At 60.0% G+C, this 19,616-nt stretch carries 16 protein-coding genes; 5 read left to right on the forward strand and 11 right to left on the reverse strand.

Annotated features, from left to right (window positions below; all coding sequences use genetic code 11):
* Window positions 1-17: 17 nt before the first annotated feature.
* The 6 genes from G6K99_RS21070 to G6K99_RS21095 form a co-directional block, all read right to left on the reverse strand.
* On the reverse strand, window positions 18-863 hold the full coding sequence (locus G6K99_RS21070) for an ABC transporter permease (RefSeq protein ID WP_113166521.1): 846 nt from the start codon (window positions 861-863) through the stop codon (window positions 18-20).
* Window positions 856-1,623: an ABC transporter ATP-binding protein gene (locus G6K99_RS21075; RefSeq protein ID WP_062577877.1), complete on the reverse strand. Its 768-nt coding sequence runs from the start codon at window positions 1,621-1,623 to the stop codon at window positions 856-858. The genes G6K99_RS21070 and G6K99_RS21075 overlap by 8 nt, the downstream gene beginning before the upstream one ends.
* 43 nt (window positions 1,624-1,666) lie before the next feature.
* Window positions 1,667-2,689: an ABC transporter substrate-binding protein gene (locus G6K99_RS21080; RefSeq protein ID WP_174197768.1), complete on the reverse strand. Its 1,023-nt coding sequence runs from the start codon at window positions 2,687-2,689 to the stop codon at window positions 1,667-1,669.
* A 122-nt stretch (window positions 2,690-2,811) separates the two neighbouring features.
* Window positions 2,812-3,765 carry a LysR family transcriptional regulator gene (locus G6K99_RS21085; RefSeq protein WP_062459917.1) on the reverse strand — a complete coding sequence of 318 codons (954 nt, stop codon included), beginning with the start codon at window positions 3,763-3,765 and terminating at the stop codon, window positions 2,812-2,814.
* Entirely contained in the window at window positions 3,755-4,663 is a 909-nt protein-coding gene (locus G6K99_RS21090) for an alpha/beta fold hydrolase (RefSeq protein WP_174197769.1), read from the reverse strand. The genes G6K99_RS21085 and G6K99_RS21090 overlap by 11 nt, the downstream gene beginning before the upstream one ends.
* Window positions 4,656-5,588 (reverse strand): LysR substrate-binding domain-containing protein, encoded by a 933-nt coding sequence (locus tag G6K99_RS21095; RefSeq protein ID WP_174197770.1) that lies wholly within the window; start codon window positions 5,586-5,588, stop codon window positions 4,656-4,658. The genes G6K99_RS21090 and G6K99_RS21095 overlap by 8 nt, the downstream gene beginning before the upstream one ends.
* Before the next feature lie 135 nt (window positions 5,589-5,723).
* On the opposite strand from G6K99_RS21095, the gene G6K99_RS21100 reads away from it, so the two are divergent.
* A complete protein-coding gene (locus G6K99_RS21100) occupies window positions 5,724-6,989 on the forward strand; it encodes an FAD-dependent oxidoreductase (protein ID WP_174197771.1) in 1,266 nt (421 codons plus the stop codon).
* A 144-nt stretch (window positions 6,990-7,133) separates the two neighbouring features.
* On the opposite strand, the gene G6K99_RS21105 is transcribed toward G6K99_RS21100, so the two are convergent.
* Both G6K99_RS21105 and G6K99_RS21110 read right to left on the reverse strand, forming a co-directional pair.
* Window positions 7,134-8,096 (reverse strand): dihydrodipicolinate synthase family protein, encoded by a 963-nt coding sequence (locus G6K99_RS21105; protein ID WP_174197772.1) that lies wholly within the window; start codon window positions 8,094-8,096, stop codon window positions 7,134-7,136.
* 101 nt (window positions 8,097-8,197) lie between these two features.
* Window positions 8,198-8,902: a GntR family transcriptional regulator gene (locus G6K99_RS21110; RefSeq protein WP_062578394.1), complete on the reverse strand. Its 705-nt coding sequence runs from the start codon at window positions 8,900-8,902 to the stop codon at window positions 8,198-8,200.
* Between the two features lie 215 nt (window positions 8,903-9,117).
* Here G6K99_RS21110 and G6K99_RS21115 point away from each other — a divergent pair, with 215 nt between their 5' ends.
* A complete protein-coding gene (locus G6K99_RS21115; RefSeq protein WP_174197773.1) occupies window positions 9,118-10,320 on the forward strand; it encodes a Xaa-Pro peptidase family protein in 1,203 nt (400 codons plus the stop codon).
* Window positions 10,321-10,385: 65 nt separating this feature from the next.
* Here G6K99_RS21115 and G6K99_RS21120 read toward each other — a convergent pair whose 3' ends face one another.
* From G6K99_RS21120 to G6K99_RS21130, 3 genes are all read right to left on the reverse strand, one after another.
* Window positions 10,386-10,886 (reverse strand): cytochrome b, encoded by a 501-nt coding sequence (locus G6K99_RS21120; RefSeq protein ID WP_174197774.1) that lies wholly within the window; start codon window positions 10,884-10,886, stop codon window positions 10,386-10,388.
* Window positions 10,887-11,325: 439 nt separating this feature from the next.
* Window positions 11,326-13,242 carry a PAS domain-containing sensor histidine kinase gene (locus G6K99_RS21125; protein WP_174197775.1) on the reverse strand — a complete coding sequence of 639 codons (1,917 nt, stop codon included), beginning with the start codon at window positions 13,240-13,242 and terminating at the stop codon, window positions 11,326-11,328.
* Between the two features lie 21 nt (window positions 13,243-13,263).
* Entirely contained in the window at window positions 13,264-14,088 is an 825-nt protein-coding gene (locus G6K99_RS21130; protein ID WP_244473959.1) for a Crp/Fnr family transcriptional regulator, read from the reverse strand.
* A gap of 39 nt (window positions 14,089-14,127) precedes the next feature.
* Between G6K99_RS21130 and G6K99_RS21135 the strand changes: the two genes are divergently transcribed.
* From G6K99_RS21135 to G6K99_RS21145, 3 genes are all read left to right on the forward strand, one after another.
* Window positions 14,128-14,868 (forward strand): response regulator, encoded by a 741-nt coding sequence (locus G6K99_RS21135; RefSeq protein ID WP_174197776.1) that lies wholly within the window; start codon window positions 14,128-14,130, stop codon window positions 14,866-14,868.
* A 936-nt stretch (window positions 14,869-15,804) separates the two neighbouring features.
* Window positions 15,805-17,001, forward strand: coding sequence for an acetate/propionate family kinase (locus tag G6K99_RS21140; RefSeq protein ID WP_174197777.1), 1,197 nt, complete (start codon window positions 15,805-15,807; stop codon window positions 16,999-17,001).
* Between the two features lie 73 nt (window positions 17,002-17,074).
* Entirely contained in the window at window positions 17,075-19,480 is a 2,406-nt protein-coding gene (locus G6K99_RS21145) for a phosphoketolase (protein WP_174197778.1), read from the forward strand.
* The last annotated feature ends 136 nt before the right edge of the window (window positions 19,481-19,616 follow it).

The following is a 19,616-nucleotide window of genomic DNA, read 5'->3' on the forward strand; positions in this document are numbered from 1 at the left end:
CGATAATATTTAGGTGTTCAGCCGCGCCAGCTCAGAAAGCGCTTTTCGACCTGCCCGATTACAAAATTCACGAGCAGTCCCATGACCGACAGGATGGTGACGCCGGCAAAGAGCTTTTCCAGGTCGTAGAGCGAGCCGGCCTCAAGGATGTAAGAGCCGACGCCGTATTGCGCACCGAGCATCTCTGCGGCAACGAGAAGAATGATCGCGATCGAAATCGAGACGCGCAGACCCGAAAGGATCGCCGGGAATGCCCCGGGCAGGACGATCTTGCGGACGATCGACCACCAATTCAGCCCGAAGCTCTGGCCCATGCGGATCAGCGTGCGATCGACGTTGTCGACGGCGCCATAGGTGGCAACCACGGTTGGCGTAAACGTGCCAAAAGCGATCAGTGCGTATTTCGACATTTCGTCGATGCCGAACCAGATGACGAACAGAGGCAGGAGCGCGATCTTCGGAATCGGAAACAGCGCGGCGACAAGCGGGACCAGTCCGGCGCGGACATAACTGAAAAGACCGATCAGCACGCCGACCGCTATGCCGACGCTGATGCCCATGAACGCACCGACGAAAAGCCGCTGCAGTGAAGGCAGAAGATGCTTCCACAGCAGACCCGTCTGCCAAAGCTGGACAAAGGTATCGAGGACCGCCGAGGGCCGTGGCAGCGTCAGGTTCGAGATGAACCCGCTACGGGTGCCGATTTCGGCGAGCGCGATCAGAACGACAAAGACTGCAATGCCGACGCCCTGCACCGGGATCGGCGCAAAGCCGCCACCGCGGAACGATACGGTCGATATCTTTCCTGTTTCACCCTTGCTTGATGTCTCTACAGGGCTGGAAAACGTGGTGACGTCAGACATTGACCAACTCCTTGTCGGCCGCCATGGCCTCTTCGCGCATCAGGTCCCAGAGCTGCTTCTGTTTTTCTTCCAGTACAGGATCGCCGAGATGCCGATCCGACAGTGGAATGTCGATATCGACGATCTCGCGGATCCGGCCTGGCCGGCGGGACAAGACGACGACGCGGTGCCCGAGCCGGACCGCTTCGTTGAGATTGTGGGTTACATAAACCGAGGTGAACGGCTGGCGCGTCCAGAGCGAGATCAGGTCATCCATCAGCAGTTCGCGGGTCTGGCTGTCAAGGGCTGATAGCGGTTCGTCCATCAGCATGACTGCGGGACGGACCGCAAGCGCCCGGCTGATTGCCACACGCTGGCGCATGCCGCCCGACAGTTGCTTGGGGAGCGCTTTGCGGAACTCGGAAAGGCGGGTGCGATCGAGAACATCCGTCACGATTTCGTCCATCTGACGTCCGCTCAGCCCATGGTCCTCGAGGACCAACCGGATATTGCCCTCGACCGTGCGCCAGGGCAGCAGAGCGAAATGCTGGAAGACGTATGTCAGCGGGTTGAGCGAATCTGCCGGCGGATTGCCGACCTGCAGCACGTTGCCAAAGGTCGGCCGCTCCAGGCCACCCAGGAACCGAAGCAGGGTCGACTTGCCGCAGCCCGACGGTCCGATCAGGCAGATGATCTGCCCTTGCGGAATGTCGAGCGAAATATCCTTCAAAACCTCGACGGCTCCATAGGAGTGGCTGATGTTGTTGAGCTTCAGATCCATGGGTACTCCAGGCAGGCCGCAGTGCTGCCGCGGGTTCGACCGGTCAGATGATCTTGACGTAGGACGTATCGAACAGCTGTTCGTTGGTGATCGCGTCCTTGACCATGCCTTCGGACTTGAACCATTCGAGCTGTTCGACACAGCTTCCAAGCGACAATGCGAGGCCCTCGTTGACGCGCATGGCGCCTTCGATCAGGTTCTGCTTGGCCGTTTCGAATGGGCTGTCGCTTTCCACATATTTGTGGACGATCTTGGCCAGGGCGTCGCGCTCGGCGTCATCTGCCTTGTTGTCGACGAAGGCCGCGTTGTAGTCGGCGATCGCCCGCGAATAGGCCTTGACGAAAGACGCTGTCATGTCGCGCTCGTTGGCGGCGTTTTTGGTCGAGGTAAAGGCGGTCGTCACCTGGTAATCCGGTGCGTAGTCCGACACGAGGCCGATTTGCTTGGCAGCGCCTTCGCGGATCATCTTCTTGGCGACATTCGGCTGAATGGCCCAGGCATCGATCTGGCCCGTGGTCAGGGCGCCGACGATTGCGCCAAGCTTCTGCAGCGGACGCAGCTGGATGTCGGACAGCTTGATGTTGTTGGCTGTGGCAATCTTGTGCGCCATGAAATGGAAGGAGGATCCGGCCGTTGTGATGCCGAAACTCTTGCCGGACAGTTTCGAAGGGTCGGTGAGACCGGCCTCATAAGCCTTGTTCGACGCCAGGATGATCGCGCCGGTAACGCCCTTCTGTTCGGTCAGCGCGCCGCCGATAACCTTGATGGCGTCCTTTTGCGCGAGGCTGATCAAGCCACCGCTCATCGCGGTAACGCCGAAGTCGGCATCACCCGAAGCGATTGACACGGCCATCGGCTGCGCTGCTTCGAAGAACTTCAGTTCGATGTCCAGCCCTGCGTCCTTGTAGTAACCGCGTTCGAAGGCAATGAAGCTCGGTGCGTGGCTGGCAAGGTGAAGCACGGCGAGGTTACGGGTTGCAGCCCGCGCAGGCAGACCAAAAGCCGCAGCGCTGCCGAGTGCACCCATGCCGATGAGTGCCTGACGGCGATTCATTTGAAACTTCATGATTATCCTCCTCCAAGGACGGCGTTGCGTTACGCCAGTGCCCCTCATTGCCACTCACCGCACCAGAAGACAACAAACAATGATTATGCCTCCCATGCCTTCAGAGCATGTTATCCGGCCTCTCAGGGCAGCGGCGGCAGGGCTGACAGTCGTGCGGCGATGATCTCGATCAGTTTGCGCAGGTTGGCAGAGTGCGAGCGACGACGGTTCCACAGGACGGATATCGAGAACTGGGGTGCGTTGTGGATCGGTCGGATGACAAGATTGCTGCCAACCGGGCCGAGAGTCGTGACGTAGTCGACAAGGACGATACCCATGGCTTCGTTCGCCAGCGCCAAGGCAGTGTCGGAAAAGCGCGCAACGGCACGGGTGTTGACCTTCAGTTTCTCGCGGCTGAGGAAACGATCAACGATTGTCTGATGGGCACCCCCGGCGGCAAAGCTGATGAAATCCACGTCGGCAAGATCCGCTGCATGGATGACGGGACGGGCCGCAAGGCTATGGCTCTTGGGAATGACGGCCACCAGATCGACGCGCCCGACATGTTCCCTTTCGATCAGCGGATGGTCCAGCGAAGCAATCGTCACCACCGCTTCACCGCGGCCGGTAATCAGATATTCCTCGATCTGGTCGACCGGCAGCACGTCGAAGAACAACTCGATACCCGGCACTTCGACGGAGAGCGTCCGCAGCGCCTGCGGAACCAGCGCCCGCGCCACGCTGGCCGTCGAGCCGACCCGAAACACGGCGGTTTCGCCGCGCGCGATACGGCCGATCTGCGTTCCAACACCGGTCAGCTGGCGGATCAACGGATCGATTTCCGCGTATATTTCCAGCGCCTCGGACGTCGGCACCAGCCCGTTACGATCACGGGCGAAAAGCGCGATTCCAAGCAGGTCCTCAATCCGGCGGATCGTGCGGCTGAGCGCCGGTTGCGATATGGTGAGAACCTTGGAGGCGCCGGTGATCGAACGCGCCTGCATTACCGCATGGAAAACCTCCATCTGGCGCAGGCTCAGCAATCCGTCGGTGGTGGCCGGCACCCTGTGCTGGTGGTCGTCGTTCTCAGCGGGCATCGGTGATTTTCCCAAGGAAGGCCAGCAACCTCTCGATCATCTGGTCAGCCGCCGTTTCGAGCAGCAGATGTCCGCCTGGAAGACCCTCGCATTCTACCGAGACCGCCCAGTCAGCCCAGATGTCGAGCGGCGTGCGTCCGCCACCGTAGAGCCGGCCTTGTTCGGAGAGCACCAGCACCGGCGCCTGTATCTTTCGACCGGAGTTGCGATCGGCAAGGTCGTCTGCCTCGTCCACCGACGCGCCAGCCCTGTAGTCTTCGCACATCGCATGACGGACCTCGTCACTGTCGAAGGCCATCCGGTAGTCTTCCAGCGCCGCAGGATCGATCAGGCGGATGTCGCCGGCCATCTTGGCGAGCGTCAAGTCGATAAGAAAACGCGGATCGGCCGCCATCAGCGTTTCAGGCAGCGGTGCGGGTTGCGCCAGCATGAACCAGTGCCAGGCGCCAAGCCCGAAAGCCTTGCCTGCCCCTTCCCACATTTCCGGCGTCGGCACGACGGTGACGGAAACCAGTGCGCGCACCTCCTCCTCGAAATCGAGCGCGAGCCGATAGGCAACCCTTCCGCCGCGATCGTGGCCGACGACGACGAAGCGGTCGTGCCCAAGGGCTCGCATCATCTCGTGCAGGCTCTTCGCCATCCGGCGCTTGGACCCCATATCCATGAGCGTCCCGGTGACCCGGCTATCGCCGTAACCCGGCAGGTCGGGCACGACCACGGAATAGGAAGCAGCGAGCACGGGCGCGATCCGGTGCCAGGCCGAACGGGTTTCCGGATAGCCGTGCAGCAGCAGGATGGCAGGGCCGGAGCCTGAGGTGAGGACGGCGAAATCGACATCAGCCGTCTGGACGCGACGGTCCTTGAACCCCGGGAACAGGGCGTTTGCCGGTCTACTCATCGGTTTTCGCTCCTGCTTGCGTGTTTGTCACAGCTGCCGCGATTTCTCGGAGCGCGGTGATCAGGCTGTCGACGCCTTTCTGTCTTGGACGACGGTCGCAGACGTGAACATAGGCGGAAACGCTGGCGCTGTTTTCGATCGGTATTGCCACCAACCCATGGACATCGCAGTCGATTGCCGAAAAGGCATCGAGAACGCTGATGCCGATACGTTCGGCGACGAAGGCGAGAGCGGCGTCGACAAAATGGACGTAGACCGCCGTTTTGCGCGTCTCGCCCCAGCGCTGATAGGTCTGATCGATCAGAAGACCGTGCGTCGTGGTCGCGCCAAACGAAATTAGTTGTTCGTCCGCAAGATCCGCTGGCCTGACAGACCGTCTACCTGCCAGCGGATGGCCAGCAGGCACCACGCAGACCAGGCCAGCGGTGGCGATCGGGACAGTCTGGATAACCGGATCGTTAACCTCCGCGATCGTCGCGACGCAGGCCCCCTGGCCAAAGAGGAGGTAGTCACGCACATCGCGCTGCGACAAGGAATCGCTGTAGAAAGTGCCGGCGGTGCCCTGCTGCTGCAAGCGCTTCAGTGCCTTCGGGATCAGCCGGGCGCCAAGGCTTGGCGTGGAGCCGAAGCGGAAGGTGGACGCGTCGCCTCGGGCAATCGAGTAGATGACATCGGACAGTATTTCCGACTGCTGATGAACATGCTCGACCTCGGCAAGAATGAGTTCGGCCTCCTGCGTCGGGACCAGCCGGCCGGAGATGCGGGCAAACAGCGCGATGCCGAGCTGGTCCTCCAGACGCTTGATCGCGGTCGACAGGCTGGGCTGAGAAACGCCGAGATGTCTTGCGGCAACCGTCAGCGAACCCGTCGCCATGATCGTCCGAAAAATCTCGATCTGCCGTTCCTTGAGCTTGGGGTTCGGCATCCGCCACGGGTCTCCGTCCTATAAATCCGGGTTATACCCTGGTTCGGAAACTGTATTGGCGTCAATACCCGCGGCCGCCTATCGTCGCCTTCATGCTCGCAACCGCAGTGAGCATCATCGGTTGAGATCCATAGGATGAGCATTATGCGTGGTGGTCGATATGATGTCGTGGTGGTCGGAGGCGGTGCAGCCGGCATGAGCGCGGCGGTGGCCGCATCCCGGTTTGGCGCACGAGTTCTGCTCGTCGAGCGGTACGGCTTTCTCGGTGGCGCAGCGGCAAACGCGCTGGTGCTTGCCTATTGCGGCTTCTACCAGAAAGGCCCCGAACCGGTCTTTGCCGTGCGCGGCATAGGTGCGGATCTCTTGCACACCCTCGGCACGCTCGGCCAGGAGGTCGCGCCGATCAGGTCGAGCAGCGGCAACTGGATCGTCATGCTTGATCCGGAGGCAATTAAGTTCGGCTTCGACCAGATGACCGACGCTGCCGGTATCGACGTGTTGCTGCACTCTCGCGTGACAGGCGTCGCAACCGGCTCGGACGGCCTGACCGCAATCACCGTGACTGACCACGCCGGTTGCTACGAGATCACTGCCGCCGCATTCGTCGATGCCAGTGGCGAGGCAGCGCTCGCATCGCTCGCCGGGTTCGAAATGACAGTCAACAGCATGGCAGGCGACAAGGTTCAGCCGGCCTCCATGCCGGTTCGCATCGGCGGAGTAGCGCCAGGGGTCTCATTCGACCGGGCGCGGATGGCAGACCTGATTGCAAGGCACAACGAGAGCGGCGATATGCAAATTCACCGTTCAGACGGGGGCGTTATGCTGCGGCTTCCGACATCGAACGACTACTGGTGGATGACGATCGACCTCGACACGGACGGTTTGAGCGGCGCAAGTCTTGGATCAGCGGAACGCCAGGCACGACGAGAAGCGTGGCGAAACCTTCAGTTGTTGCGGCAGCTACCGGGCTTTGAAAAGGCCTTCATCGCGGCGACCGGACCGCAGATCGGCATCCGCGAAACGCGCCGGCCACGGTCGCGCGACGATCTGACCGGCGCGGCCTTGGCAAAAGGCGAGCGGCGCGAAGACGGTATCGGCCGCGCGGCCTGGCCGATGGAAGTTCACGAGGCGCCTGGAAAAGTTCGTTTCGCCGATCTTGGGGGAGAAGGATTTGCAGACATCCCGATGGGATCGATCGAGGCTGCCGGAGCATCCAATCTTTTCCTCGCGGGCCGCGTCGCCGGGGCCGATCAGGCAGCCTATGGTTCGCTGCGGGTGATGGGAACCGCTTTCGCAACAGGGCATGCAGCCGGCATTGCCGCAGCATTGCGCGCCTCGAGCACCACAGTTTCGGCCGACGACGTGCGGGCAGCGCTTACGCTCCAGGGCGCGTTGATTTGAAATCCTGCAGGTTCACTGGCGGCCGGAAATCTTCGGGGCAACAATGACTTTGATCACCGCAGTGCCGGGGCCGCGTTGAGTTCAACACGGCCACGGCGTTTATCGTCGCGGAAACAGGAACCGTTTTACCCGCGAGCGCAAAGATCAGGGCTTGCAGGTCTGTACAGCGCCGGGGAGCGTGCACCAGTCGGCATACCAGGTGTCGAACAGCGTCAGCTGGGCTTCCACATAGCCGCGCTGGCTGTCGCTGAGCACGTCCGTTTCGATGAAGTTCAGCGCATATTCTGCGTCGCCCTTCAGGACCATCATGTGCTTGAAGTAGAGAACCAGATCCGGGCCTTCATCGAAGGAGGAAAGCACGCCGAGCGCTTCTTCCAGTTCCTTGGCGCGCAAGCGTGCATCGGCGTTACCCGTGGCCGCGGCTTTCGCGAGGTTGCACAGATGCAGCACTTCCCTGGGAAGAACGTTGCCGATGCCCGTAATGGCGCCGGTTGCGCCGCAATTGACGTAGCCGTGGTAGACGGCGGTATCGACGCCGATCATCAAAGAAACGTCGTCATCGCGGCTGGTGATGGTTTCGGCCGCATAGCGCATGTCGGCCGGACCGCCGAATTCCTTGAAACCAACAAGGTTGGGGTGTTCCGCGCGAAGTGCGAAAAACAGATCGGCGCGCGTGGCAAAGCCGTAATAGGGGCTGTTGTAGATGACCGCAGGCAGGTCCGGTGCCGCGGACAGGATTGCCTTGAAATGCGCCTTCTGGGCGGCGATCACAGAGCCGCGCGACAGAACCCGCGGGATGACCATGAGACCATTTGCGCCGACCTTCTGGGCGTGTGCGGCAAGCGCGACGGCAGATGCGGAGTTGATCGCGCCAGTGCCGACAATCACGGGGATGCCAGCCTCAACCAGACGCGAGACGCCTTCCATGCGCTGCGCATCGGTGAGAAGGGGCCAGTCGCCCATGGATCCGCAATAGACCACTGCCGACATGCCCGTTTCGATCAACTGCTGTGCCTTACGGACCAGCGCGTCAAAATCCGGCATGCGGTCTGCGGTGCACGGTGTCATCAGCGCCGGAACGACGCCCGAAAATATGCTTGCAGTCACGGAAAGCTCCTTCGTTTCGGCGCACGGAAACGCGCCCCTGTCCCTATCGACGAGCAGCATAGCGTCTTCTTCAATCTTGTCGACAAGAAAAATACAAGGACCTACAGGAGGATGTCGAGCCTGTCATGGCGGGTGAGCAACCGCTCGATCTGGGCTTCGATCTGCTCACTGTGAGCGCGGCCGAGCCTGTCCGCGGCCTCGACGTCTCGCGCTTCGATCGCCGCGATGATTTCTTCGTGTTCGTCCACAAAGCGGGATGGCAGCCGATCATCATAGGATTGGTAGTAGAGACGCAGCATTCTCCGCCCTTCGCCCAGCAGACGCTCAAAGAAGCGCGCATAGTATTCATTGCGGCCAGCCGCAGCGATCGCCGCGTGAAAGTCCGCATTGGTTGCGATCATGGCCAAGGCGTCCTGGGCTTCGACAGCCGCTTTGAATTCTGCCTGATGAGCTCGAATGATGTCGAGGTCACCTGCCTTGTGGTGCTGCGCGGCGAGCCGCGTCGTGACCCGGTACATCAAACCCAGCGCATCGAAATAGGCGTGCATGCCGAGAAAGTCGATGTTCGACACCATGGTCGACCGGTTCGGCAGGGTCTCGATCAGCCCCTCTCCGGCAAGCCGCACCAGAGCTTCACGGATCGGCGTGCGCGACATGCCGAACCGCGTTGCCAGTTGAACTTCGTCGATCGCACTTCCAGGGGCGAGGCGAAGATCAAGGATTTCATCCCGCAAGAGGTCATAGACCTGCCTCGCGCCGGACCCCCTCTTGCGCTCCAGCGCATGATTTTGATTGCTGTCGTCCATGCCGGCACCCACAAAGTTTTTATCTGTCATTCATGCACTACTGCATCCTCTCCTCGTCGTCAGCCCGTCCGGCAATTCGAACGAAAGTCTTGACGACCGTCGCCAGCAGCATATTCATCGCCAAACGCTACCGCTACGCCAACTGCGCACGCTCAAAGATCTCACCCCTCGCGTAGGCCCCGCCCGCCGAACAGCGCTTTCAGGAAAGTCCCAGCATGAGTGCCCCTGCCTACATATCGTTCGAACAGTCGCTTGCCGGTTTTGACAATATTGCTGCCGCGGTTCCGCCGATCTCGAAGGAGGAACTGAACGCGCGCATAGCCAAGCTGCAGGGGCTGATGCGCGACGGAGGCGTCAAGGCCGTCTATCTCGATACATCGACGAGCCTTACCTATTTTACCGCCATGACGCTTGGGGCGAGCGAACGCATGCATGGTGCGATCATCCCTTCGCGCGGCGCTCCGATCTATGTCAGCCCCGCCTTCGAGGAGCCGAAGACCCAGACGCTGATCACGATCCCCGGCGAGATCGCGGTCTGGGAGGAGCATGAGGATCCGGCCCGTTTGGTCGCTGACCTGATCTGCAGCCTTGCCGCAGACGGGAACATTCTGGCCTTCGATCCGGCGACGCCGTTCGCATTTTCCAGCCCGATCACCACGCATCTCGGCGACCGCCTGACGGTTACCGGCGCCAAGGACTTGATTGCCCAGTGCCGGCAGATCAAGTCGGCGAACGAGATCGCGATCATCCAGGCCGCGATGACCGCGAGCCTTCGTGTTCACAAGGCCGTCTGGGAAGGTCTCTACGAGGGCGTGAAGACAACGGAAGTCACCGATTTCATTGCCGCTGCGCATGCCAAGCTCGGTATGAAACACATCTTTGCCGCTGCGCAGTTCGGCGAAGCGACCGCCTATCCGCACGGCGTTCCCTATGCGCAGACGCTGAAGGCGGGCGACATGGTGCTGATCGATCTCGGCGCGCATATCCACCGCTACTGCTCTGATATCACCCGCACCTATGTCTTCGGAGAGCCGACGGAACGGCAGCGCGAGATCTGGTCGCTCGAACAGAAAGCCCATCGCGCCGCCTTTGACGCGGCAAAGATCGGGATCGCCTGCGAAGAGGTTGATTTTGCCGCCCGCAAGGTGCTGACCGATGCCGGCTACGGTCCCGACTATCAGGTTCCCGGCCTGCCGCACCGGACCGGACACGGGCTCGGCATGGACATGCACGAAGACCCCTACATCGTTCGCGGCAACAAGACACCTCTTGCTCCAGGCATGGTGTTTTCCGACGAACCGATGTTGGCACTCTACGGGGAATGCGGCGTCCGCCTGGAAGACATCATCTACATGACCAAAGAGGGGCCCGCCTTCTTCACGCAGCCGTCGTCCTCTCTCGAGCGGCCGTTTGATTGACGAGGCGAGTCTATCCGAGGCCGTGAGCCGGGGCCGGCGTCACCTGTGTCGGCCGGCGCAGCCTTCTAGCCAGTCGTCATCCTGCGCAGAACATTTGTTTTCCAATAGAACTGGTGGACAAGAGCGCCCAGCACATGGCCGGAGATCAGCACCCATAAGGCGACTTTGAGGACATCGGCATGCAGTTCCCCTGCACTGCCGTAGCCAAGATAGTATGCAGCCAAGCCAGTCAGCGGCATTGCGACGAGCAGAATGTAGAGCGCGGCATGCGCGGCTGTGGCAGCCATCCGAAAAATCGGGGGTTCCTGCGGCGGGGATGCCGGAACGCCACGGGTGAAGCGGATGATCAGGCGAAGCACGACGAGAGCCAGAATAGAAATGCCCACATAGGCGTGAATATTGGCACTTGCCACTTGGTCGGCAGAGGCCATCCCGTCTCGCTCCATACTCCGGTTCCAGTCGCTCATGCCATCGGGCAGGACGAGGTTGAAAGTGACGAGCGCAGCGGTAAGCCAGTGCAGGACGCGTTGAGATACGGAAAATGATAGAGGTCTAGACGTTGTCATTGGTGATCCTTCCATCGTGGTTGTCTCAGACGTCGCATGGGGCGATCGGATGGTGAGCGTCGACGGGGCATTGGGTTTGATCATCGAGATCGCTTGGTGTGGGGACTTCAGTCTCACACGCACCGTTTCATTCCTTCGGTTGTCACGATGATCGACTAGAGGCCGAAGCTGACATTGAACTGAAGGCGGTCAGGTCATTTCCCAACGCCTGCCTCCGCTGCCATGACGCGGTCTCGAAGCGTTTTGCGACTGCATCAGGTAGAGAGAACCAGCCGCCACGACGTCCCGTTCCGGACGGCCCGAACACCGTGCCGGTCGCCGTGGAAAGGTTCATCCGCGCGAGCCGTTGCGGTCACGGATAGAGTTACACGGGGTGAAAGACCGATCATTCAAAGTGTATGCGAAAGCAGAAGAAAAACGGACGCCGTGTTCAGGGGAGTTAATCCAAAAGTTCGCGTAAGACCGTCGCGAGCTCCCGAGCAGTATGTGGTTTCCGCAACCATCGTCCTGACTGAGCCAGTTCTTTACCTGCGATGGTTGGCTCAGCGTATCCGGACGTGAACAGAACCTTTATCGTCGGCTTTGCCATCCTCACTTGATCCGCAAGCTCGTTGCCTGTCATGCCGCCTGGCATGACGATGTCGGTAAAGAGGAGCGAGATGTCATCGTGCTTTTGGAGGAGTTCGAGCGCCTCAATTCCAGTTGCTGCCTCGATGATTTGGTAGCCGAGGTCTGCAAGCCGTGCGACCACCACTCGACGCACCCTCGGATCGTCTTCGACGACCAAAAGCTTTTCCCGGCCTCGGGGCAACGGAGCGGTTTCTGCGGTGTCGAAATGCGTGATCTCTTCGTCAGCTTTTGACCGAGCGGAAGGCAGAAAGAGCCTGACGCTCGTTCCCTGCCCGGGCTCGCTGTAGAGCTGAATGTTTCCACCGGATTGCTTGGCAAAACCGTAGACCATACTCAAACCCAGACCTGTCCCGGCACCAAGGCCCTTCGTTGTGAAGAACGGGTCAAAAGCCTTCTCGCGAACCTCGGCCGTCATTCCCGAACCCGTGTCCGTTACTGAGATCAAGACAAAGTCACCAGTCCTTACCGACGGATAGGTTTTCGCGTAGTCAGCATCGAGTTTGACGCTGGAGATATCGATCGTCAGCCTTCCGCCTTTTGGCATAGCGTCGCGCGCATTTATCGCCAAGTTCAGGATGGCATTCTGAAGCTGCGATCCGTCGACCGAAGCCTCGATGGCCGCGCCTGATATAACCGTGCGAAGCTCAACGGCTTCTCCAAGGGTTCTGCGCAACAGGTCCGAAAAGCCGCCGACGAGTTGCCCTATGTCCACCGTTCTCGGATTGAGGCTTTGACGCCGTCCGAATGCGAGAAGCTGGCTTGTCAGTTTGGCACCGTCATCTGCCGCGCTTTGCGCCTCACGCAGGAGCACTCGAAGCTTTGGATCCTCAAGCTTGTTATCGATCATTTCCAGATTGCCGCTGACCACGGTCAGGAGATTGTTGAAATCATGAGCCAAACCGCCGGTCAGCTGGCCAATTGCCTCCATCTTCTGCGATTGGCGCAGTTCTTCCTCGATCTTGTGTCGGCTCGTCAGGTCCCGGATGAAGCCCGTAAAGATCCGCTTGTTGCGGGTTGCTGCTTCGCCCACCGAAAGCTCCATCGGAAAGGTCGAGCCGTCCTTGCGTCGTCCGGTCACAACCCGGCCATATCCGATGATGCGCCGTTCGCCGGTCGTCAGGTAATTGGAAATGTAGCTATCGTGCGCCGCGCGGTCGGGGTCGGGCATCAAAACTTTGACGTTCAGTCCGCAGACTTCTGCTGCCTTGTATCCGAACAGCCGTTCCGCAGCCGCGCTGAACGATGAAATGATGCCCGCTTCATCAATGACGACCATCCCGTCAGGAACGGTATCCAGGATAGAAAGCTGGTGGGCCTCGCGCTCGGCGACGGTTTCCTGCATCACTTTCATCGCCGTGACATCGTTGTTTGTCTGGACCACGACCTGCTCGGCCGAGCCCAGCGGCGACAGAAGAACCCAGTGGGTCGCAATGAAGAGAGGGCGGCCATCCTTGTGGCGATGGATGACTTCGCCGCTCCAAGACTGCGCAGCCAAGAAACGGTTTCGTTGTTCTTCAACAGATTCAGGGAACTGCGTGCCGAGAAGCTCGTGAACCTCTTGACCAACGGCCTCGATGCGTGACCATCCGTAGAGGTTTTCGCATCCTGCAGTCCAGCTGCGGATGATACCATCCGTTCCGTGAACAATGATGTTTGCCGCATCCAGCAAGCCTGTAACAGCAGAAAGCTGTCGTTCGAGCTCATCTCGACTGCCTCTATATGACATAGCTTTCCCATGATCGCACGCTCAGTGGGACCGTCCCCCGCGGACGATCGTTAACCGGGGCTCGCGGGAACGATCATCTTCATCTCCGGCCATCTGCGCAAGCAGAACCGGACGGCAGATCGTTATCGCGTTTCGAGCCGCCACACCGTCGATTTGGATGGCACCCTTGCCGATGAGCTTTGTCATGGTGCGCGAGACTGTTTCGATTGTCAGTCCAAGGTAATCGGCTATGTCCTGCCTCCCCATGGGAAGCTCCAGCGTGGTCCGGTTGCCTGAGGAAGCCGCTTGGCGCCGGAGTGTCGCCAGCAGAAAGGAACAAAGGCGTTCCTCCGCGTTCTTGGATGACAGGAGCACCATCTGATCCTGCGCTGCCGCCATCTCGTCGGAGACCAGAGCGAAGAGCTGTGGGCGCAAGTGATCACTCTCGGTCACCGCTGCATCGAACCGGCGTCGTGACAATCGCCTCAGGGTTACAGACGTCACCGCCTCGGCACTGTAGAGATAACGCCCGCCAAGCGAGATGCCGACGATATCGTTTGGATAGAGGAAGCCGGTAATCACCCGCCGTCCGTCGGCGATGATCCGAAAAATTCTCAACGTACCTTCGAGAATTTCGAAAACATCGACCGCATCGTCGCTCTCAAAGAAAAGCGCTTTTCCCGCTGTCAAATGTTCAAACGGCTGCTTGCAGAACAGGCTGTGAAGGCTGGTTTGGTGATGGACTGCGTGAAGAGCAGTCGTCCCACTTTCATAATTCTGAGTTGTACTGAGCATAACCGTGCCTCCAATCTCAATGCGCGCAGTTGACTCGCGTGGCGTGACGGGCGGATGCTGTTTCCGTGACAATCTATGGAATTGCGTAACACATTGTAACAGGAGGGGATAATGGCGCGGCAAAATCCTGCGACAGCTCACATCCTCATCGTCGATGATGATGTGAGGATCACTCAAATGTTGAAGCGATATCTCAACGAAGAGGGCTATTTAACCAGCGAGGCCAAGGACGGTGAGGAGATGCGCCTGCAACTTGCGCACACACAGGTCGATCTCATCCTGCTGGACGTCTCTTTGCCCGGAGGGGCCGATGGTTTTGATCTTGTTCGGGAGGTGCGAGCGGCGTCCGATACCCCGATCATCATGCTGACCGGTCGAAATGACGTTGTGGACCGGATCATCGGGCTTGAGATGGGCGCCGACGACTATCTCGCGAAGCCGTTTAACCTCAGGGAGCTGCACGCCAGGCTGAAAGCCATTCTTCGCCGGCGAAACGTGCAACCTCCCGAGCAGGAAGAGACCGACAAGATCGTCCATTTCGACCGCTGGGCTCTGAACCTTACGCGACGCGAGCTGTCATCAGCGGATGGCGAAGGTATCCATCTGACAACAGGCGAATACGACCTCCTTGCTGCCTTTGTGGCCCATCCAGGACGCGTGCTGTCGCGAGATTTCTTGCTAGAGGAAACAAAAGGGCGCCATCTCGATGCCTATGATCGGGCAATCGACGCTCAAATCGTCCGGATCCGGCGCAAGGTGGAGATCGACCCCAAACAGCCGCAAATAATTCGCTCCATCCGGGGCGTCGGCTACATGTTCGCCGCACGCGTCAGCGTGGCGAAGGTTGCTTAGAGGGCGATAGGTCATACGTTAAACCGGCCCGCGGTACTTTGAAAGTCGAGGTGTCGCCCAGAAGCCAGTGGTCCGTTTTGGCGACGGGCCAGACGTGGATGCGATTGCATCCTTCCTCTGCAGCGCGGCGTTTCGCATACTCCAACAAGCGCCCTGCCACGCTGTGCTCATTGAGGAGACTTACGGACGCGATAACAGGAACTTCCAGCTGTTTGCTCAAGCCACTTTGCGGGCTGACAAATACCAGGGAAATCCCGCGGACAACCCCTGCCGGGTCGATTACAGTAAGCCAATTTCTCCGGAGGTCTTCTGTGGAAGTCGCTGCCTGCCACTCGGCAAGATCAATGTTCGGAAAGAGATGCCGAACGATTGCGTAAGCACGAGCAACGTCCGAGGCTCGAAGTGCACTGACCGTATAGTCCGCATCCATCTCCATCCCCCCATTGCACCGTTACTCTTTGGTGGACCGGCTGAGCCTGCATTGACGGCGGTCAACGCAACGACTGCAGATGTCGAAGGGTCAGCGCGGGTGAAGAAAGACGCAATATGGACGCTGAAGCGCCTTCTTCAGCGCGTAGCGTGAGGATCGAAGGAGAGCGCAAGGATGTGCTTATCCATTCGCCCGATGAACCTGGAAGGCATGCCTGCTCGGAAATCAGGCGACGGTCTTCAACTGGTCCTCTGCCAACATCCGCTGCGCCACAAACGCCTGACCCGCAATGGCTCAACGATCAACGCCCCGTTGCATTGCGCTTTATCAATGAGAGCCGCACCATTCCGGGTGAAAGAGTTACCGGAGGCGAGCCACCGAGAACGACCGTTTTGAACACGCGGCCCCAAAGCCCAGCCATGCGGTCGCAGGACTACTGAATGATTGCCATTACAGCGCCGTGTCGAGCCGCGGGCTGCAAGAGGACGTGAAACAAGGACGCCTTTATGACGGACAAGCTTCTCCTCACCTTCAATGCCGGATCTTCATCCGTGAAAATCGGCATCTTCAGAGTGGACGGTGAAAGGCCTGAGCGGATCGGCAAAGCCGTGGTCGATTTTGCAAGCGACCCCGTGTCGCTGCATCTGAAGGAAGGTCCGGCGCAGTTCGAACTGTCGCTGGAAGGCGCTTCCGGCGACGATCTTGCCGGCCTGATGGACAAGGTGTTCGGGGAACTGAGTTCCCATTTCGATCTCGACGCCGTCACCTCCGCCGGTCACCGCATCGTCCATGGCGGCGACGTCTTCGACGGTCCCGTGGAACTGACCACCGCGACTGCTGCGAAGGTTCGGTCGTTGACGGCACTTGCGCCACTCCATCAGCCCCAGGCGCTGCGGATGATCGAAGCCGTCCGGCACCTGCGCCCTGATCTTTTCCAGACCGGTTCCTTCGATACGACTTTCCATGCGACACAGTCCGATCTCGTGCGGCGTCTCGCAATTCCGCGCGCCTATCATGACGAGGGCATCAAGCGGTACGGCTTCCATGGACTGTCCTATCGCTACGTCGCCGGTGCACTGGCCGCCAAGGCGCCCGGTATTGCGGACGGCAAGGTCGTCATCGCCCATCTGGGCAGCGGCGCCAGCCTCTGCGCCATCGAAAACGGTCTCAGCCGCGATTCCAGCATGGGCTTTTCGACGCTGGACGGAATCCCGATGGCAACGCGACCCGGCTGGCTTGATCCCGGTGTGCTGCTGCATTTTCTGGGGCCGCTCGGCAAGTCGGTCGAAGACGTGGAGGACATGCTCTACCACAAGTCCGGCCTGCTGGGTGTTTCAGGCCTTAGTGGCGATACGCGCGAGCTCCTGGAGAACGACAGTGAAGAAGCGCGGGAGGCAATCGATCTCTTCACACTGAGGATCGCCGGCGAGGTCGGGAGGCTTTCATCCACGCTCGGCGGGCTCGACGGCCTCGTCTTCACCGCCGGCATTGGCGAGAACCAACCGGAGATCCGCAGGCGTATTGCAGACCAGCTTTTGTGGCTGGGCGTAGAGCTGGACGGTTCGGCCAATCAAAACAACGCGCCCACGATCAGCACCGCGGCAAGCCGCGTTGCCCTTCATGTCATCGCTACGGATGAAGAACAGATGATCGCAGAGGAGTGCCTGTCCGTTTTTCGCGGGAGGGAACATCCCGCCACCTGACGGCACCCCGGAGGCGTCGCTCCCAGTCACGACAGTAATTTTCGATCACTCGCCCTTTCAAAGGAGCAAGAAGATGCAGCTACGTAACAACCTGCCCAACACGCCCGAGATCAGCACTGAGGAGCTGACGCTCATCGACCGCTATTGGCGGGCGGCAAACTATCTCTCCGTCGGGCAGATTTATCTTCTCGACAACCCACTGTTGAAGGAGCCCTTGAAGCCGGAGCATATCAAGGCACGGTTGCTCGGCCACTGGGGCACGACGCCCGGCCTCAACTTCATCTACGCGCATCTCAACCGGATGATCCGCAACCGCGATCTCAGCATGATCTATGTCTGCGGACCCGGCCATGGCGGTCCCGGCATGGTGGCGAGCACCTATCTCGAGGGCACCTATAGCGAAATCTATCCGGACATCTCCGAGGATGCCGAAGGTATGCGGAAACTGTTCCGGCAGTTTTCCTTCCCTGGCGGCATTCCGAGCCATGCGGCCCCGGAAACCCCGGGCTCGATCCATGAAGGCGGCGAACTCGGCTACGCTCTGGTGCATGCCTATGGCGCAGCCTTCGACAATCCGAACCTCATTGTCGCCTGCGTCGTCGGCGATGGCGAGGCAGAGACCGGACCGCTTTCCGCAAGCTGGCAGTCGAACAAGTTTCTGAACCCCGCCCGCGACGGTGCGGTGCTGCCGATCCTGCATCTGAACGGCTACAAGATCGCCAACCCAACTCTTCTCGGCCGCATGGCGGACGAAGACATCGAGCACCTTTTCCGCGGGCACGGCTACGAACCGTTTTTCGTGGAGGGCCATGAGCCTGCCGATATGCACCGGCAGATGGCTGCGGCATTAGAGACGGTTTTCGATCGCATCCGCACGATACAGGCCGAAGCCCGCGACGGTACGGTGTCGGAAGGCTTCCCACGCTGGCCGATGATCGTGTTTCGCAGCCCCAAGGGCTGGACGGGACCAAAGGAAGTCGACGGCAAGAAGGTCGAGGGTTTCTGGCGCGCGCACCAGGTGCCGGTCTCCGGCTGCCGCGAGGACGACGGGCATCGCAAGGTCCTTGAGGACTGGATGCGGAGCTACAATCCGGACGATCTGTTCGACGCCAACGGCCGGCTGAAGGAGGAATTGCGGGCGCTATCGCCCGGCGGCGAACGCCGCATGGGTGCCAACCCCCACGCCAATGGCGGCCTTTTGCGCAAGGAACTCATCGTCCCCGACATCCGCGACTATGCGGTTCCCGTAAGGGCGCGGGGCGCCGACATGGTGCAGACGACGGAGATCCTCGGGAAGTATCTGCGCGACGTAATGAAGCGCAACGACGCGAATTCGAACTTCCGCATCTTTGGTCCGGACGAAACGGAATCGAACCGGCTCGGCAATGTCTTTGAGGTCACCGACCGCGTCTGGATGGAGAAGATCGAGCCCTACGACGTGCATCTGTCCCGTGACGGCCGTGTGATGGAGGTGCTTTCAGAGCATCTTTGCCAGGGCTGGCTGGAAGGTTATCTGCTGACCGGCAGGCATGGCCTTTTCTCCTGCTACGAGGCCTTCATCCACATCATCGATTCGATGTTCAACCAGCACGCCAAGTGGCTGAAAGTGTCGAGTGAACTGCCATGGCGCAAGCCCGTCTCTTCGCTCAACTACCTGCTCACCTCGCATGTCTGGCGGCAGGACCATAACGGCTTTTCCCACCAGGACCCGGGCTTCCTCGATCTCGTTGCCAACAAGAAGGCGGATATCGTGCGCATCTACCTGCCGCCGGATGCCAATACTCTGTTGTGGATCGGCGACCATTGCCTGAAGACCTGGGACCGCGTCAACGTGATCGTTGCCGGCAAACAGCCTGAACCGCAATGGCTGACCATGGACGAAGCGATCCGGCATTGCGAGGCCGGCATCGGCATCTGGAACTGGGCTGGCAACGAGGACGGTGCGGTCGAACCCGACGTGGTGATGGCCTGCGCCGGTGACGTGCCGACGCTCGAGACGCTGGCGGCGGTTTGCCTGCTGCGGGACGCGATCCCGGAACTCAGCATCCGCGTCGTCAATGTCGTCGACCTGCTCGCCCTGCAATCGCAGGACCAGCATCCCCATGGTCTCTCAGACGAGATGTTCGACAGTCTGTTTACCACCGACAGGCCGGTGATCTTCGCCTATCACGGTTACCCCTACCTCATCCACCGGCTGACTTACAAACGCACCAACCACCAGAACATCCATGTTCGAGGCTTCATCGAAGAAGGCACGACGACAACTCCATTCGACATGACGGTGCTGAACGAACTCGATCGCTTCCATCTCGCGATCGAGGCAATCGAACGCGTACCCGGTTTGAAGGACAAGGCAGGCAGCGTGATCGCGATGCTTGAGGACAAGCTGGCGGAACACACACGCTATGTCCGCGAACATGGCGAGGACATGCCGGAAATTCGCGACTGGAAATGGAAAGCCTCCAAGACGGTCGGATAAGAGGCCGGACGTCAAACAAAGCAGCCCGACCTCATCACGCTCGGGCTGCTTTGAGCGGAAGCACCAAGTCCGCTTGACCACGATCAATGCCCTTGCCTGCGAGTGGAAGAATATCCGGTCTCACACTTAAAACTCG

Origin of the sequence: Neorhizobium sp. AL 9.2.2 (assembly GCF_013317225.1) — a bacterium.
GTDB classification, from domain to species: Bacteria; Pseudomonadota; Alphaproteobacteria; order Rhizobiales; family Rhizobiaceae; genus Neorhizobium; species Neorhizobium soli.

Bases quoted from the DNA above. Each gene is read 5' to 3' on its own strand.
- G6K99_RS21070 (WP_113166521.1), bottom strand. From the start codon at position 863: ATGTCTGACGTCACCACGTTTTCCAGCCCTGTAGAGACATCAAGCAAG.
- G6K99_RS21075 (WP_062577877.1), bottom strand. From the start codon at position 1,623: ATGGATCTGAAGCTCAACAACATCAGCCACTCCTATGGAGCCGTCGAG.
- G6K99_RS21080 (WP_174197768.1), bottom strand. From the start codon at position 2,689: ATGAAGTTTCAAATGAATCGCCGTCAGGCACTCATCGGCATGGGTGCA.
- G6K99_RS21085 (WP_062459917.1), bottom strand. From the start codon at position 3,765: ATGCCCGCTGAGAACGACGACCACCAGCACAGGGTGCCGGCCACCACC.
- G6K99_RS21090 (WP_174197769.1), bottom strand. From the start codon at position 4,663: ATGAGTAGACCGGCAAACGCCCTGTTCCCGGGGTTCAAGGACCGTCGC.
- G6K99_RS21095 (WP_174197770.1), bottom strand. From the start codon at position 5,588: ATGCCGAACCCCAAGCTCAAGGAACGGCAGATCGAGATTTTTCGGACG.
- G6K99_RS21100 (WP_174197771.1), top strand. From the start codon at position 5,724: ATGAGCATTATGCGTGGTGGTCGATATGATGTCGTGGTGGTCGGAGGC.
- G6K99_RS21110 (WP_062578394.1), bottom strand. From the start codon at position 8,902: ATGGACGACAGCAATCAAAATCATGCGCTGGAGCGCAAGAGGGGGTCC.
- G6K99_RS21115 (WP_174197773.1), top strand. From the start codon at position 9,118: ATGAGTGCCCCTGCCTACATATCGTTCGAACAGTCGCTTGCCGGTTTT.
- G6K99_RS21120 (WP_174197774.1), bottom strand. From the start codon at position 10,886: ATGACAACGTCTAGACCTCTATCATTTTCCGTATCTCAACGCGTCCTG.
- G6K99_RS21125 (WP_174197775.1), bottom strand. From the start codon at position 13,242: ATGTCATATAGAGGCAGTCGAGATGAGCTCGAACGACAGCTTTCTGCT.
- G6K99_RS21135 (WP_174197776.1), top strand. From the start codon at position 14,128: ATGGCGCGGCAAAATCCTGCGACAGCTCACATCCTCATCGTCGATGAT.
- G6K99_RS21140 (WP_174197777.1), top strand. From the start codon at position 15,805: ATGACGGACAAGCTTCTCCTCACCTTCAATGCCGGATCTTCATCCGTG.
- G6K99_RS21145 (WP_174197778.1), top strand. From the start codon at position 17,075: ATGCAGCTACGTAACAACCTGCCCAACACGCCCGAGATCAGCACTGAG.